The organism is Lentzea tibetensis (assembly GCF_007845675.1).
Taxonomy (GTDB): Bacteria; Actinomycetota; Actinomycetes; order Mycobacteriales; family Pseudonocardiaceae; genus Lentzea; species Lentzea tibetensis.
The window spans coordinates 1-14,725 of the sequence record NZ_VOBR01000062.1 but is presented as its reverse complement, the minus strand read 5'-3'; the positions used below and the strand labels follow the sequence as shown (position 1 = coordinate 14,725).

The 14,725-nt window shown below is 64.6% G+C and carries 12 protein-coding genes; 5 read left to right on the top strand and 7 right to left on the bottom strand.

All coding sequences use genetic code 11. The features are described from left to right. Nucleotides 1-386: 386 nt before the first annotated feature. From FKR81_RS42355 to FKR81_RS42340, 4 genes are all read right to left on the bottom strand, one after another. Nucleotides 387-950 (bottom strand): GNAT family N-acetyltransferase, encoded by a 564-nt coding sequence (locus FKR81_RS42355; protein ID WP_268891627.1) that lies wholly within the window; start codon nucleotides 948-950, stop codon nucleotides 387-389. A gap of 48 nt (nucleotides 951-998) precedes the next feature. Next, a complete protein-coding gene (locus tag FKR81_RS42350; RefSeq protein WP_222598612.1) occupies nucleotides 999-1,730 on the bottom strand; it encodes a lasso peptide biosynthesis B2 protein in 732 nt (243 codons plus the stop codon). Then, on the bottom strand, nucleotides 1,727-3,550 hold the full coding sequence (locus FKR81_RS42345) for an albusnodin/ikarugamycin family macrolactam cyclase (RefSeq protein WP_146361141.1): 1,824 nt from the start codon (nucleotides 3,548-3,550) through the stop codon (nucleotides 1,727-1,729). Before FKR81_RS42345 ends, FKR81_RS42350 begins: the two co-directional genes overlap by 4 nt. 70 nt (nucleotides 3,551-3,620) lie before the next feature. Continuing rightward, a complete protein-coding gene (locus FKR81_RS42340; RefSeq protein WP_146361139.1) occupies nucleotides 3,621-3,761 on the bottom strand; it encodes an albusnodin family lasso peptide in 141 nt (46 codons plus the stop codon). Between the two features lie 582 nt (nucleotides 3,762-4,343). On the opposite strand from FKR81_RS42340, the gene FKR81_RS44710 reads away from it, so the two are divergent. The 3 genes from FKR81_RS44710 (at nucleotide 4,344) to FKR81_RS42330 (ending at nucleotide 7,438) form a co-directional block, all read left to right on the top strand. Beyond that, complete coding sequence (locus tag FKR81_RS44710; protein WP_222598611.1) at nucleotides 4,344-4,505, top strand: hypothetical protein; 162 nt, start codon at nucleotides 4,344-4,346, stop codon at nucleotides 4,503-4,505. A gap of 486 nt (nucleotides 4,506-4,991) precedes the next feature. After that, the gene (locus FKR81_RS42335; RefSeq protein ID WP_146361137.1) at nucleotides 4,992-6,419 is read left to right on the top strand and encodes a tetratricopeptide repeat protein; all 1,428 of its coding nucleotides are present in this window, start codon (nucleotides 4,992-4,994) and stop codon (nucleotides 6,417-6,419) included. A 14-nt stretch (nucleotides 6,420-6,433) separates the two neighbouring features. Continuing rightward, nucleotides 6,434-7,438 (top strand): o-succinylbenzoate synthase, encoded by a 1,005-nt coding sequence (locus FKR81_RS42330; protein WP_146361135.1) that lies wholly within the window; start codon nucleotides 6,434-6,436, stop codon nucleotides 7,436-7,438. A 76-nt stretch (nucleotides 7,439-7,514) separates the two neighbouring features. Here FKR81_RS42330 and FKR81_RS42325 read toward each other — a convergent pair whose 3' ends face one another. Together FKR81_RS42325 and FKR81_RS44705 are read right to left on the bottom strand one after the other, a co-directional pair. Continuing rightward, complete coding sequence (locus FKR81_RS42325; protein WP_235922236.1) at nucleotides 7,515-8,231, bottom strand: IS630 family transposase; 717 nt, start codon at nucleotides 8,229-8,231, stop codon at nucleotides 7,515-7,517. Beyond that, nucleotides 8,222-8,557 carry a helix-turn-helix domain-containing protein gene (locus tag FKR81_RS44705; RefSeq protein ID WP_222598610.1) on the bottom strand — a complete coding sequence of 112 codons (336 nt, stop codon included), beginning with the start codon at nucleotides 8,555-8,557 and terminating at the stop codon, nucleotides 8,222-8,224. The genes FKR81_RS42325 and FKR81_RS44705 overlap by 10 nt, the downstream gene beginning before the upstream one ends. Nucleotides 8,558-8,674: 117 nt before the next feature. On the opposite strand from FKR81_RS44705, the gene FKR81_RS45510 reads away from it, so the two are divergent. Together FKR81_RS45510 and FKR81_RS42320 are read left to right on the top strand one after the other, a co-directional pair. Beyond that, complete coding sequence (locus tag FKR81_RS45510) at nucleotides 8,675-9,454, top strand: hypothetical protein (protein WP_235922235.1); 780 nt, start codon at nucleotides 8,675-8,677, stop codon at nucleotides 9,452-9,454. Between the two features lie 43 nt (nucleotides 9,455-9,497). After that, on the top strand, nucleotides 9,498-10,355 hold the full coding sequence (locus FKR81_RS42320; protein WP_328593203.1) for a methyltransferase domain-containing protein: 858 nt from the start codon (nucleotides 9,498-9,500) through the stop codon (nucleotides 10,353-10,355). Between the two features lie 494 nt (nucleotides 10,356-10,849). Here FKR81_RS42320 and FKR81_RS42315 read toward each other — a convergent pair whose 3' ends face one another. Further along, nucleotides 10,850-13,384: a hypothetical protein gene (locus FKR81_RS42315; RefSeq protein ID WP_146361131.1), complete on the bottom strand. Its 2,535-nt coding sequence runs from the start codon at nucleotides 13,382-13,384 to the stop codon at nucleotides 10,850-10,852. Nucleotides 13,385-14,725: the final 1,341 nt, after the last annotated feature.

The following is a 14,725-nucleotide window of genomic DNA, read 5'->3' as shown; positions in this document are numbered from 1 at the left end:
GCGTCGAGCAGGTCGGCGAAGTCGGGCTCGCGGAAGCCCTTCTTCTCTCCTTTACGTCCTTTGTGGATCATCGCACGGTAGATGAGCCTGCTGCGTTGCCCAGGCCGGTAGCACGTCAGCCCGGCGAAGAACCGCCTCAAGAAGATGCAGTACACCGACGGCCTCATCGACGGATTCCTCAAAGGAACCGGACTGCCGCCCCCGTGAATCACCCAGACCTCGATGCTTCAAGGTCTGTAGCCCTTGCCGGAGGGCGGTCTCCCGCCCTCCGGTCCCTGGCTGCCAGATCAGGCTCTCCCAGCCAGGCCAGGTCTTCCGGAGCTAAGCCCCGCTCGTGTGGCCTACCGCGCTCGGCGACCGGGCCCGCCGCCGTGACACGGCCGCGCCTACTCCGAATCGTGAAGCAGCTGCTTCACAGCCGACACACCGGGGAAGTCGGCCGGAACCACATCCATCAGCACTTCGTTGCAGGGTTCGCCTGCCCAATAGCCGGACTGACGACGCTCACCGATCTGCCGGAACCCGGCCTTCTCATAGGCCTTGACGCCCGCGACGTTGGGCGCCAGCACCGACAGATAGATGCAACGCAGGTTCGTCACGTAGAAGCCGTAGTCCAGGGTGAGCCGGGTCGCGGCGCTGCCGATCCCTCGACCGCGGTTTTCCGCGAGACCGATCAGGATGAAGAACTCGGCGGTGCGCTGGCGGTGGTCGATCTCCAGCGTCGTAGTGCCGACCGGCACCGGCACATCGCCCGACAGGTCGTAGATGGTGAACCGGGCTGAGTGCATCGTGTTCTTGACCTGGATCGCGACGTTGGCGATGCGCTCCTCCAGCGATTCAGGGGTCTGCTGGCCGTAGCCAACGCGCACCCGCGGGTCGCTCTCCCATCGCCAGTAGGACTCGGCCAAGGCGGCATCGAATGGTCCAAGTCCAACCTTGCCGTCGCTCAGCCAGATGATCGGCTCGCCGTTGTTCTCGCTGATGGTGATCGTCTCCTCTTAGGTCCGTTCCGGAACAGTTTTCAGTGGTGTGTATCGAAGCGTTGACGAGGGCTCCGCGACGGGCTGTCCGTTCACGTCCACCCAGCAGTGGAACCGAATAGGGTCTGCGGCCACGCCGTGGCACCACGTGGCCTGCCGTCCGGAGAAGCTCAGCGCGAGCACGGCGGCAACAGATTCTTCGAGGCACGCCACTCGACTCGGCACGAACAGCGCAACCCAACGCACAGCGTTCAGGACCTCGTCTGCGTGGTCGACAGTGGCCAGTTGAGCAGGCCGTTTGCTGACCCAGCTCAGCAAACGGAGAATCCGCGCCATCCTCGTGCGCCGCTGACCAACACGAAGCGCCACCAAAGTCAGCACCAGGGCGAACCCCGCAATCAGGAACGCTCCTCGTGGTGCACGTGACGGGACTGCCCATCCGGCTTGGGCCTCCTGCGTACCGAAACTCAGGGTCCACGGCTGGCCGGCGACCGGTGCCGTCCACGGTGTCGGCGTCGCCGCCTCGATGAGGACTTCGGCCTGGCGCAATCGCTCGCACACTTCCATCATCGGCCGCGAGTCCAGGCCGTTCGACCTGGACAGATCACCGGTGGTGGCCACTTCCGCCCACCACCGGGCCGACGGTCCGATCAGTGTGTGTACGCCGCCGGAGCGGTAGTTCACGACGACCGTGGCCGGGCCAAGATCGCACGCCACGACGTGCGCCGGGGCAGTGAGGTAGCGGATCACGAAGCACCTTCTCCGGCTCGCGGCGTGGTCGACCACTCGACGGGTTCTGCTGAATGCAGAGCCCGGAGCCACGCTTCAGCGCTGATGACCGGATCGACAGACTCGAACGCGCCCGGTACTCCGGCCGCAGCAGAGGAAAGCTCGTGACGGAGCCTGGCGGGGTCGACCAGACCCAGGACTGCGAGATGCCCGTCCGCGAGATCGCGCAGCGCGTCGAGGTTAGTCCGCATCCCCTGGTAGAAGTCAGAGGTGAAGCTACCTTTCGTGGTACGCCTCGCAAGCGCAGGTGAAAACAGGTCGTCCATTGCGCGACGCAGCACGGGTTTGTACTCAGCAGGGCCGGGCCGGGCATCAAGCGGAATCGACAGGTACGCATCGACGACGCGCGAGTCCAGGAACGGGTTGTGCAGCGGGACACCATGATGTTCCGCGATCTGCACATCTGCCCTCGCCGTCCGACCAACCGCGGACATTGCCTCGGCGGCCACAAGCGACGTGAAGCCCGTCCGAGGCAGCGGGGCCGAGTGCGCAGCGATGCCGGTTACCAGGGACGCCGCCAGTTCACGAGCCTCGGCTGTGGACCAGCCCGGTTGCAAGGCCGCTGGGACCCAGTTGACGGCTGACGTGTTTCGGCCGGGTCGGCCAGTGCGCCACGCGCGAGCAAGCGACCGAAGTGCGGCTGGCCGATCGCTTCGAGCCGTGCGAACAGAGTCTGCGAGCAACGGCCACACCGCACTACGGCGCAGCCGTGCCCAGGCAACAGATTCGGTCCACGCTCGGCGGAGTCGGCGGCTGGCGACCAGATCGGCCAGCATGATCGGCTCGGTGCACAGCAAGCTGTCACCGCCGTCTCCGGTCATGTGGCAGTCGGTTCCGAACTGGTCGCGCATCCAGTCGAGCTGCGCCGCGAAATGCTTGTACGCGATGGTGGACGGCGCGGGCTCATCGGTGACCGGCACAGTGTCAAGAGCACGGTAGGGCTCGTACCCGGTGGCGCTGATCGGCATGAACCGGTGCGTGATGCCGGGATGCGCCCCAGCTTCACGAGCGTATCCGAGATCCCCCTCTGTGGTTGCTTCGGTGGCGTGAACGGTTACCCCGGTGATCGTCCTGTCAGGACACAAGCGCTCGGCCGCGAGCAGAGCCAGGGAGGTGGAGTCGAGTCCTCCCGACAGGTCTACGGTGGGATTCTTCGCGCCCTCCACCCGCACTGCCGCGGCCACCGACAGTTCGGCTCGAAGCCGGAACGTCAGGTCTCCTGAACGCGACTGTGGACGCCATACCTGCTGAACGTCCACATGCCCGGTGTTGGACAGAACCACGCGGTGGCCGGGCGGCACCAGGGAGACGCCGGCGAACATCGACCGATCGTGCGACATTCGCGCGACGGCTGGAGCGAGCAGTTCGACGGCGAGCTGGTAAGTATCGAGTTCCTGCGCCGTCAACGCTGCCAAGGCACGGGAACTCGACGCCCAGTAGACCCCATTGTCGGCCAGGGTGTAGATCGGCCAGACCCCACCGAGATCAGTCCACACTGTCGTGGCCTCGTCGGTGGTCTCGACCACGGCGTAGGCGCCCGGCCAGCGCCGCGCGACTTCATCCCGTACGCCTTGCGTGGCCAGATGCGCGACCTCAGCTCCGGAGGCACCGCACGAACCGACGATGGCAACGCTCCAGATGGCGGTTCGAGCCGTTCGGATCTCCTGCTCCTGTCGTGATCCGACCAGCCAGCAGTCGGTGACGTCGAGCCACATCCTGCTGGAATGCCGCGGTTCGCGCCGCGCTTGAGCTGGTCCGCGAAAGCCGCCGTACCAGAACATGTGTTACCTCCCCCGGCGGCGCTGGTGCCCGGCTGGGCACCAGCGCCGAGCACCAACGCACACGAATGGATCAGCCGACCTCGCGGCGCTTGTTCTCGCGGCCCTCCCCAGGGCCTCCGAGCGTCAGGTCCGCAACGTCGCCGAGCTCGACCATCAGCTCCGGGTCATCGTCCGGTGCCGCCACCATCTGAATCTGACCTGTCAGGTTCATCCTCGCCGTCCTCCTAATCCGGGCGACTTCCGTCGCCTATTTCCACTTCCTCCCCACCGCCGGTTACGACTGCAGCAGGGAAAATCGAGGCGCTACTCAAACTCCAGAAGCGCTTTGGCCACGTCTTCCAGTGGCCCAACCTGCCGAAAGATCGCCGTCGACGGCGCAAACGGACGAGCCCAGTTTCTGGTAGGCGGAACGAGCAAGCCTGCCGAATAGCCAGGCCCCAGGTCGCAAGGGTGTCGATGCGGTCCGCCCCGGTCCGGTACCACAACAGGCCATCGTCGTGCGCAGTCGAACTCGGCATTGGCAGAGACAGGAAGCCCGCTTCATGAAGCCGACTAAAGATCGTGTCTACGTCCACGGCTACCCCCAGTGCAATCCGATCCTGACCATCGCCGCAAGGCCGTCTGTGCACACGAGATAACCGCGCCAATCGACGGAAGTACGGATACTCCCGCTATCGGTGGGCAGATCCAGCTAAGCGATTCCGAGTTACAGAAAGGACTCGACGGCAGCTGAAAGAGCGCGTTCGTGCCGTAGTGCGCAACGCCGTGGTGTTCCAGCGCTCCCAGGTTCGTGATGGTTGACGGCGACTGGCAGAAGAACGCCCAACGCCGGGACGTGCCCTCGATCTCCAGGACGGCCGCGTCCAGCCAAAGCAGCCTCAACGAGTTGTTGACATCACCCGCGAGTCCGCTGGGCATCGAGACGATGTCCACGCGCTGGCCGCACAGCAGGTAGATGTTCGCGCCCTTCGTGAGCACGGGCCAGGAGAGTCCGCTCGCGTAGAGGTTGGTGGCAGGAATCGGGGGGTGAGCTGCCGCCGCGCCGCCACGAGGCAACTCACCCCCCGAGGAGGCCGGTGATGCCATATGCGGGGTGCACCTCGCGGCCTCAGAACGCAGCACCGGGAGCGCGTCTGTCGGAGAGGCGTGCACGACGCGTGTCTCATCGGTCTGCGGGGCCATCATCGAACTTCCTCCAGTGGGTCCGGTCACCGAGCACGTGGTGACGGCTTCCGGAGTTCGACTGTCGGTTCTCGATCTGTCACTGGAAGTGAAACGTGCAGCTCAACGGGGCGGGAGTCCTACGGCCCGGTCTCTTCGAGCACTTGCTGATCAGGGGTCTCACTGGGGTGTCACTTTCGCGAGGAACCTGGCAAATGAGGCAACCTGGTACGAGGATCGTCACATCGAGCGACCGCTTGACGTCAGGATGTGAAGCACGATGAGCACCGACCGCAGAGCCACTGGCAGAAACGCCGCGCTGGCTGCGCTGCTCGGCGAGGCTGAGATGAGCAACGCTGCTCTCGCTCGTGCGGTCAAGGAAGCTGGAGCTCGCGAGGGCATCCACCTAGGCACCACTCCGACGTCGGTTCGACGGATGCTTGAAGGAGTAGAGCCACGCCGGCCAGTTCCCCGCCTCGTGGCCCTCGTTCTCTCCAAACAGCTTCAGCGTGAGATCACGATCACCGAGAGCGGGTTTGCTGATCGCACTCCTGCGGCGGACGATCCCCATGACGGCCTGAAGTGTTCAGGCACGCTGGACGGCACGGTGCGAACCGTCGTCGAGCTGTCGGGGAGGGACATGAACCGCAGAAAGTTCTTGCTGGGCTCGGCGTTCGCAGCAGCCGCGTTTTCCGAACCAGCGCTCATGGCCATGACGGTCCCCCAGGCCGACACGACGGCGAGAGTCGCGGGCAAGCGGGTCGGTATGGCCGACGTAGAGATCCTCACGGAGAACATCAAGCACCTGCGGCGCCTTGATCACCGCTACGGCTCAGGCCGAGTCCGTGACCAAGTAGTCCGTCTCCTGCACGACGAGTCGAACACGGTGCTGCACGGCACTTACTCGGAAGCCACAGGACGTGCGCTTCTCAGCGCAGTTGCGCAGATCGCATGGCTTGCCGGTTCGATGGCCGCGGACGTGGGACGTCACTCGCTCGCGCAGCGCTACTACATCCAGACCTTGAACCTATCGATGAAGGCTGGCAACAAGCCTTACGCGGCCAATGTGCTGTCCCACATGAGCCGAATGGCTGTCCAGCTCGGTCACAGCGCCACAAGCGACGACGTTCGTTTGAGGAACGGGCAACTCGCGGTGGCCCTTTCCCGCGCTGGTCGACACGTCGCAGATGGCAGAAGCACGCCGGCGTTGAGCACGCTGCTCTCTGCCGTCGAAGCTCGGGCGCACGCACTTCTCGGTGACGTCCGCGAGACTCAACGAGCAGTGCGCGAAGCGGAGCAGCACTACGCAAGCTCCAGGCCTGGCGAAGAGCCCGAGTGGCTGGCCTTCTACTCGGAGGCCGAACTCGCCGCTGATCTCGGTCGCTGCCTGCGGGACACAGGCGATGTCGCCGCAGGCACCAAGCTGATCCGACAAGCGCTCGATCAATACGAACCGTGGCGAGTGCGCAGCAGGTCGTTCGTCCTCACTGACCTCGCGCTCGCACAGATGGCACTACGCGACCACGATCAGGCTGCCGAGTTCGGCAACCAGGCAATGCGGGCTGCTGCGGACGTGTCCTCGACCAGGACGATCGACCGGCTCCGCGGACTCAGTCGAGTTGTCACGCCGCACTGCTCCAGCTCCCGTGTTCTCGCTGAGTTCACCGATCGCCTCAGCCCTTTCCTCGCACATGCCGCTCACGCCTAGGACGACAACCACTGATGCTTGACGACATCGACTTCGCCAACGCCCGCGTGTACGCGATCCCCATGACCACAAGGTTCCGGGGAATCACCGTTCGCGAAGGCGTTCTGTTTGAAGGTCCCGCTGGTTGGGCAGAGTTCTGCCCGTTCGACGACTACGACGACCAGGTATCAGCATCGTGGCTAGCCACTGCGGTGGAGCAATGCACCATCGGTTGGCCGACCGCCGTCCGAGACAAGATCCCGATCAACTGCACCGTCCCCGCTGTTGGCCCTGAACGGGCGCACGAGATCGCCCGCACCTCCGGCTGTGCCACAGCGAAGATCAAGGTGGCGGACCACCCGGACTCACTCGCTGAGGACCTCGCGCGGGTCGAAGCTGTTCGTGACGCACTCGGCGCGAATGGACACGTCCGCGTTGACGCCAACGGTGTCTGGGACGTCGAGACCGCCGTGAAGCACATCGCGCTACTGGACAAGGCAGCAGGCGGCCTGGAGTACGTCGAGCAGCCGTGCAAAACGATCGAGGAGTTGGCAGAAGTACGCCGACAGGTGAACCCGCTGATCGCCGCAGACGAGTCAATCAGGCGTGCCGACGACCCGATGCGGGTTGCCGTCGCGGGTGCCGCCGATGTCGCGGTCATCAAGTGCACTCCCCTGGGCGGGGTGCGTCGCGCAATGAGGATCGCTGAGGCCGCGGGACTTCCTTGCGCAGTCTCGTCCGCACTCGAAACGAGCGTTGGGCTGGGTGCCCAACTTGCGCTCGCCGGGGCGCTACCGCACCTGGACTTTGCGTGTGGGCTTGGGACCCTCTCGCTCTTGAAGGGCGACACCGTAGGCGTGGAGGCTTCACTCCGTCCTGTCGAGGGCTCCCTTCCAGTCCCAACAGCGCCGCTCGCTGTCGACCTGGAGGCATGGGAATCGGTTCGCCACACCGACCCGGAACGAACCACGTGGTGGCTCGATCGGCTCGACCGAGTTCGGTCTGTACTTGCCACGACGCCGGAGCTGCTGACTCGCTGATCAGAATTGAGCGCAGCAGCCAGACGGCACCTTTGCAACCGAACGCATTTATATTGAGGCGAAACTATTTGGTTGCCTACATGATCGTATAGGCGGTGTGGCGGGCTCGGAAGTAGCCGCGGACGAGGTGTGGCTGGCGCTGGCGGCGGTGCAGGAAGCGGCGGGTGTCGTGGGCGAGTTGGTCGGCGGTGTGCACGCGTGAGGCGTGCACGTTGCGCTTGAGGTCGGCGTTGAGCAGCTCGTCCGGGTTCAGCTCCGGGCTGTAGCCGGGCATCAGGTGCAGCTCGAGCCGCTTGGCGTTGGCGTCCAGCCACTGCCGCACGGCCTTGCTGCGGTGGACCGGGTGCCGGTCGACGATCACGTGCACCTTCCGCCCGGCGTGGCGTGCCAGCCGGTCCAGAAACGCGGTGAACACCGGCGCGGTGAACCGGCCGAGGAACACGGTGAACCACAACGCGCTCTTCGCCGAGACCGCGGACATGACGTTGACCCGCAGCCGCTTGCCGGTCACCCGCACCACCGGCGTGCGCCCCTTCGGCGCCCACGACCGGCCGGGCAGGGCCGTGTCCGAGCGCAGCCCGGTCTGGTCGGCCCACACCACCATGGCGTTCTCGGTCTTGGCGCGTGCCGCGATCGCCGGATACTCCTCGTCCAGCCACGCCCGCATCGCGGCTGGCTGCTGTTCATAGGCCCGCTTCGCGGGCCGCTGCGGGCTGAACCCGTGCCGGCGCAACCACAGCCCTGCGCCCTGCTCGGTCATCACCACGCCGATGACCACGCGGATCAGCTCCACGACCGCCAGTCGTGTCCACAGTGGACCGCCGATGAGGAGTTCCTCGGGGTGTAGTCGGCCATCGCGGTGAACAGCGTGCCGCGCCCCTCGGCACTGATCAGCTCCGGCGGACCGGGACGCCGCTCCCGCCGCGCGGCCAGCCCGTCACGACCATCCCGCTGATAGGCCCGCCACCAGGTGCCCACCGAGCGCTGCGAGACGCCGAACACCTCCGCCGCCTGCCGATAGCCCGCCACCTTCCCGGACTCCAACGCGGCCACCACCCGCAACCGCAGCACCTCCCGCTCCGCAGGAGACAACCGACGGGCGTCCTCGACCTCGATCACGAGTGATCAACTTACAGGCAAACGATCACTTTCAGCTCAATAATGAGCCTGCCATGCTTCTGGATAAATCACCCCTCCCGAGTCGCTGATGCCGAATACAAGCCCTGGCAACTCGCCATGGCAGCAGCAAGCGGGCTGGACGTGCCGCGGACCGTTATCACGAACGTTCCCGAGGATTCCGACAGCCACCACGAATATTTGGGCCCCTCGGTTATCTATAAGACACTCGCCTCGGCGTCGGTGACCGACGGCCACCTGATGTCTCTTGTCTACACTACCGATGTCAGCAGGGCCGACATGGCAGACTGTCGGGTAGCGCTGACCGCGCACCAATTCCAGGAGCGGGTGCCGAAGGTGCGGGATGTGCGGGCCACGGTGGTGGGTAGTCAAATCTTCGCGACGGAAATCATTGCTGACGCATCTTCTCGCGGGCGGCTGGACTGGCGCGCGGACTACACGTCGTTGCGCTACGAATGCACCCATCTTCCGCCAGCCGTGGAAACGGCATTGCTCTTGTTGCTGCGTCGGCTCGGATTGACGTTTGCCGCCGCTGACTTCGTCGTGACGGCCGATGATCGGTACTATTTTGTTGATCTCAACCCCGCCGGGCAGTGGGGTTGGATCGAGGCAGCGACCGGGCTCCCCATTGCGGCAGCCATCGCCGACCTGTTGACGGAAGGAGAGACAGAATGGCCGACATCAGATTTGATGACACGTCCCAGCATAAAGCCGACCAACTGTCCCGCGCCCGCCCCGGCATCTGTTCGCGTCCCGGTTTCGCCTGCTACAGAGTTCCGGCGGCGGCACAATAGATGGAACCGATGCGGCACAACGGGAAGCCTGGCTGCGCGCGGTCTACCGCAACGATTCCCTACTGACCGATTTCGATGCCGATGACGTGCCCACGAGTTCGTGTTCGGCCCCGTCCGTGGTCGCCATCATGCTGGAGGCGCTCCAGGTGGCAGAAGGACAGACGGTGCTGGAAATCGGTACCGGCACCGGATGGAACGCGGCACTGCTCGCGAAACGCCTGAGGTCAGACGCCATCACCTCAGTCGATATCAATCCGACGCACGTTGCCCAGGCACGCGAACGGTTGACGTTGCTTGGCCTGACACCCACGCTTGCGGTGGCTGACGGCTACCTCTGCTATGAACAACGAGCGCCGTACGACCGCCTGATCGCCACGGCGTCGGCGCGGGAGATCCCTCCCGCCTGGCTGGGCCAACTACGCCCAGGTGGTGTCATCCTCATCGATATTCGGGGCAGCTTCGCTGGCAACCTAGCCCGCCTGACCGTGACTGCCGATCAGTCGGCCCACGGCCGGTTTTTGCCCGAATCCGTTAGCTTCATGCCGTTGAGAAGCCCGGAGCAGCCCTGCCGCAGCTTCAGCGAACTGGGCGGGTTGACGGGCCGCGTCGCAGGTGCCCGAGGAGAAAGCCGAACGACGAACCTCGACCCCGGCATTTTCCGACAGCCCGCGTTCGCCTTCTTTGCCCAGTTGACCCTTTCAGGAGCACTGAACGCGCCGGTCGCGTTCGAGGATGGCCCGAGTTTCTTTTGTGTCATCCACCCGGACAGCCAGGCATGGGCACGCGTGGAACTCGGCACCGGCACCGACTACCCCGTCACCCAGGGAGGTGAGCGCCGCCTGTGGGACGAACTGGAGGCCGCTCACGCGCTCTGGCAGCGTCTCGACCAACCCTCGCCGGAGGATTTCACGATCACGATCGGGATCAACGGCCAGCAGGTCGTGTCGCTGGCACAGGCGGATCGGACCTGGCACCTGCCGCTGTAGAGAAGGGTGCCGCACGCAACCCGCACGGTAGGTAGGAGCAGCAGGCGGAACACACCGCACGTAGGCCACGTGCCTGAATCTCGCTCCCTAGCATGTCCTTCGCTCGGATGGCCCTCCCCAGGAAAGTGCCAGGTACGGGGCCGGGAAGTCCCCTTTCGAACCTCTGACGCCCTCCTACCTGGGTAGGAGGGCGTCAGAGGCAGGGTCGCAGGTAACAGTAGGGCAACGAATGCGGAGAACCCTGGATTTTCCGGAGTCGGGTTGTTGGATTCTTGTGCCACCCTGATGAAGGAGTGGTATAGGACGGCGTGGGTATCGACCAGAGTTCCAGCGGAAAGTGCTGGATCTGGTCGACGCGGGGCGGAAGGTCGCCAATGTTGCGCTGAGGCACGTGGGCTGGCGAGCCGCACATCAAGGGGCCTGTCCGTCAACGGCAGCACCTTCGACCTGCGGTGGGCAAGCCGCAGCTCAACTGACACACGCGTGGGGAGTCCTTACACCCAGGGAGTCCTGCCCTGCGGTGTAGTCGGATGGCGTGGCGTAGCTGGCTTGACTGTCACCTGTACGTTCGTCGGAGTGCTGTCATTTCCGTCCATCGACCTCATTTTGGCGTACGCGGCTGTCGACGGTTGCTCTGAAATCGGACGATTCGGCAGCTGGATGCTCGTCGAAGTGCCGGTAGGTGAATCCTGTGCTGAAACAGTGGGTTCGTTGGATTGCTTGTCGGTCATGTCCGTTCGTGATATGGGCGAGACGGCCAGACCGGAACTGTCGGTGCCGAACATTGATTTCATCTTGAGCGTGATCGACAGCGGCGACCTCGGTCCGGTCGCCTGGTGGGGCGTGTCGTAGCGGAATTGCACGGTTGCCCGCTGACGCTTCCAGTCGATCAGGTTGGCCGACAGCTTCGGTGATGCTGGCGCGAATTCGCCGGTGGCCATGCCGATCTTGAAGTTGATGTCCGCAGCCGTCATCGGCTTCGTGACGTCGGGTTGCAGGCGCCGCAGCTGGTTGTCGAGCTCCTCGCGGAGGACGGTGGCGGCGGCCGTCGCGCGAGGGCCGCCAAGCTGGAAGCGTTGCGTGAGGCCGTTGCCGTCGCCGGTGACGGTCACTGTCGGCATCGGTAGCCCGTGTGCCTTGCGCCACAGGCAGACTCGAGCAAGGGACTTGGCCTGTGCCTGGAGCACATTTTGGGCCACTGTGTCCACCGTGGTCGAATCGCCGGTGAACTGGATGTCTCGGTCCGGCAGTTGATGCCCGCCGAGCACGACCGTCGTCATCGGATTGATCATGGCCCCTGGCTGCTCGACGTCGAGCCGGCTCCGCACGTTGTGGAAGCTGCGTTCGGCCGTGCCGTACATCTGGAACATCCAGAGACCACGGGGCTCCAGCAGCGTGGATGCCCTGGTCATCGCGTCCTTGGCACTCATCTCGGCTAGCTCTAGTTCGTCCTGATCCACATTCGGGATAGCGCGAAGCCGCTCCAGTTCGCCGAGCGCTGTCGCCAGCTTCAGCTGTGTCTGCAGGGGCGGAATCTCGTCCTTCTCGGCATTCGTCAATCTCTCGCTCAGCTGCTGGGCCAGGGTGTCGAAATTACCGGCATACCGGGCGAGGTTCTGTTCCACCGCGGCCATGATCGTGGTGTGGTTTCGCGCGTCGTGCCGAATGTTCTCCAGGGTGACGTGGGTGCCGCCGTCCGCACTTTCGAGCACGACTCCCGCGAAGTGGTATCCCCAGGTGGTTTCCACGGGCCCCAACCGGGCGAAATTCCTGTCGGTCCGCTTCCCGTTCTCGTCTGCGGCGGTAATGCTGGTGATCGTGTAGCCGCTGCCCACGCCAGCCTTGGCGTGCTGGTTGACGCCGAGTGCCTTAGCCACGTTGTCGAGCCGATTGCGCTGGTACCGGTTAGTCGGGTTGGCGCGCTGCATCGATCCGTACTGCCGGCCGGGCAGCGGAGCGCCGTCAAGACCGCCCTTCGGTCGGGTGTCCTTGGCCACCTGCCGCGCCGCCCACGTCACGTCGAGCTGATCCGACCCAGACATCTGCTTCGCCGCAGCCGTCATCGCTTCCGCGAGATGGTGGGTACCGGTGATCTCTTGACTGTCCTTGGTACTGGTCGGCGCCAGCTCGTGCACGCCGGTGGTGCCGTCGGTAAACACGAAGACGTCCGGCTCACCACCGAGCACAGTGGCGGCGAAGTCCCGGCACACGTCTGGGGGCAGCTCGCCGGTGAGGAAGACGGGACGCACCTTCCCGAGGATGACCGGCTGCCCTTCCTTGACCAAGCTGACCGTCGTGCCCTCGACGAACTCCAGACGCACCCCACTGTCCACCGCGGTCAGCTTCGCGTTCGCCTCCGTCACCACCTCCGGCGCTGCGTACACCTCCTGGTGGAAGCCCTCAGCTTCGCTGATCGCCAGGGTGCCGTCGTCCGACACCCGCAGCGGCGGCTTCGAGTCCTGTGTCCGGCCCTGTTCCAGCCGGACACCTGGATAATCCTCGACCTCGACGAGCTTCGGACGATGCCAGCTGGTGAACGGCGCTGGACCGGTGGTCTTGTAGTCGGTCAGCACCTTCGACTCTGTGCTTTTCAGCGTCTCCGGAGGGACTTCCGTTTCCACGTGGACGCGGTTCGTCGGTCCTTCCTGCGAATCGTGCGCGGCGCCGGCGATGATGGTGAAGTTGTCCGCTGTAACGACCGAATGCTGCGTGCTCTGGGTCTCGTCCAGCTCACTTCGCAGCCGTTGCTTCAGGTAGTCGCTCACAGCCCCGGCACGCGCGAGGCCAATCTCATTCGCGTCGCCGAAGCCGCTGATGAAGAATCGAGGCAGCGAGTCGCCCTTCGCGTGTCGCTGCAGCGCGATCTGGACCGCCGCCTTGGCGATGTCGTCGATCGTGGCCTGCTGTTCTGGCAACAGTGTGGTGCCGCGGTCGGTGAAGACGATCTCTCGGGCGTTGTCCATAGCCTCGACGACCAACCATTCGCCAGAACTTCCTAGCCCTCCCGCGCTGGGTGAAGGTCCGGTCATGACGAGCTCCTCCTCATCGCTGGCCTGGGGTGCCTCTCTTTAAGTGCACGGGTACTCACGCACCGACGGTTCTCAACTCCGTGATCCACACAGCCGAACACTGACCCGGCGACAGGAGAGGCTGCGCCACGCCGGATCCTGGTAAATGGCGGGTCTTCGAACCTAACCAGGCAGCATGACCGTCAGTTGCAGCGAGTAGTCAACTGCGCCAAGCGCGCGAGACGCGTCGCAGACGACATCACCTCGCTACAGCGGGGTTGAGCCAGCTGGAAATCAGCAGTGCGCACTGACTTGAGCCAACTCGGGTCCTACCAGGAGCTCCTTGCCGTCCAACGCCCACTCGGCCCACATGGGACGGAGGTTGGAAAAGGCTCAGTACTGGACAAGTCCCGTGAACGTGGTTAGGCCCCGCGGATGGGTCCCGCCGCGCTCACTGGCGTTTCGGGATAGGGAGGGCTTGACTCGCCCTATCGTAGTATCGTGGAGTCATTGCGGTAAAGCCGCACCCGTATTCGCCAGTTCGACTAGCCAAACTCGTATGAGCCTAGCTAAAGGCTTCGTGGACTTGTATGGAATCTCAGCGGCCAGCAGAACGGCCCTGCACTGATACGTTGACGCCAGATGGCGGGAGCACTGACGGGCCGCTGACAGTCACATCAATTTGAATAGAAACGGACGATCTCAGCGCGGCGGCGAAAGCGACAGAAGCAGGTTGAAAGCTTTCCGGCTCCGCCGGACGCAGCGGCGACCCGACCGGTCCCACCTCCCGCACAAGGCCTTCCGCCTCTGCCCCAAGCGGCCGTGGATCCTGCACCAAGCCCTCTGACCCAGTCGGAAGCGGCCGCGGCCCTACCGGCCGTGCTAGCCGCACAAGGCCTTCCGCCTCTGCCCCAAGCGGCCGTGGATCCTGCACCAAGCCCTCTGACCCAGTCGGAAGCGGCCGCGGCCCTACCGGCCGTGCTAGCCGCACAAGGCCTTCCGCCTCTGCCCCAAGCGGCCGTGGATCCTGCACCAAGCCCTCTGACCCAGTCGGAAGCGGCCGCGGCCCTACCGGCCGTGCTAGCCGCACAAGGCCTTCCGATTGCTTTCGTTGGTCCGGTGTTGGTGTCGTCATACGAATTCCTCTCTTACGGATGGAAGTTCTAATACGTGACACGAGTTTTCCAGTCTGATGGTTCGCATGCGTGTCAGGACTAACTGATTTGATGCCGAGTTGCACTGACCCATTTTCGTCTTGGGTTGGATGCGTTGGCAGGCGAGGCTTCTTGCTGATCACAGGCTGATGATCACCGGCGTGGCTTCGCCCGGATGCGGCGAAGCCCCTGCCGGCAGAGCTATCGA

Bases quoted from the DNA above. Each gene is read 5' to 3' on its own strand.
- FKR81_RS45510 (WP_235922235.1), top strand. From the start codon at position 8,675: ATGGCAGCAGCAAGCGGGCTGGACGTGCCGCGGACCGTTATCACGAAC.
- FKR81_RS42335 (WP_146361137.1), top strand. From the start codon at position 4,992: ATGAGCACCGACCGCAGAGCCACTGGCAGAAACGCCGCGCTGGCTGCG.
- FKR81_RS42330 (WP_146361135.1), top strand. From the start codon at position 6,434: ATGCTTGACGACATCGACTTCGCCAACGCCCGCGTGTACGCGATCCCC.
- FKR81_RS42345 (WP_146361141.1), bottom strand. From the start codon at position 3,550: ATGTTCTGGTACGGCGGCTTTCGCGGACCAGCTCAAGCGCGGCGCGAA.
- FKR81_RS42315 (WP_146361131.1), bottom strand. From the start codon at position 13,384: ATGACCGGACCTTCACCCAGCGCGGGAGGGCTAGGAAGTTCTGGCGAA.
- FKR81_RS42340 (WP_146361139.1), bottom strand. From the start codon at position 3,761: ATGAACCTGACAGGTCAGATTCAGATGGTGGCGGCACCGGACGATGAC.
- FKR81_RS42320 (WP_328593203.1), top strand. From the start codon at position 9,498: ATGCTGGAGGCGCTCCAGGTGGCAGAAGGACAGACGGTGCTGGAAATC.
- FKR81_RS44710 (WP_222598611.1), top strand. From the start codon at position 4,344: ATGGTTGACGGCGACTGGCAGAAGAACGCCCAACGCCGGGACGTGCCC.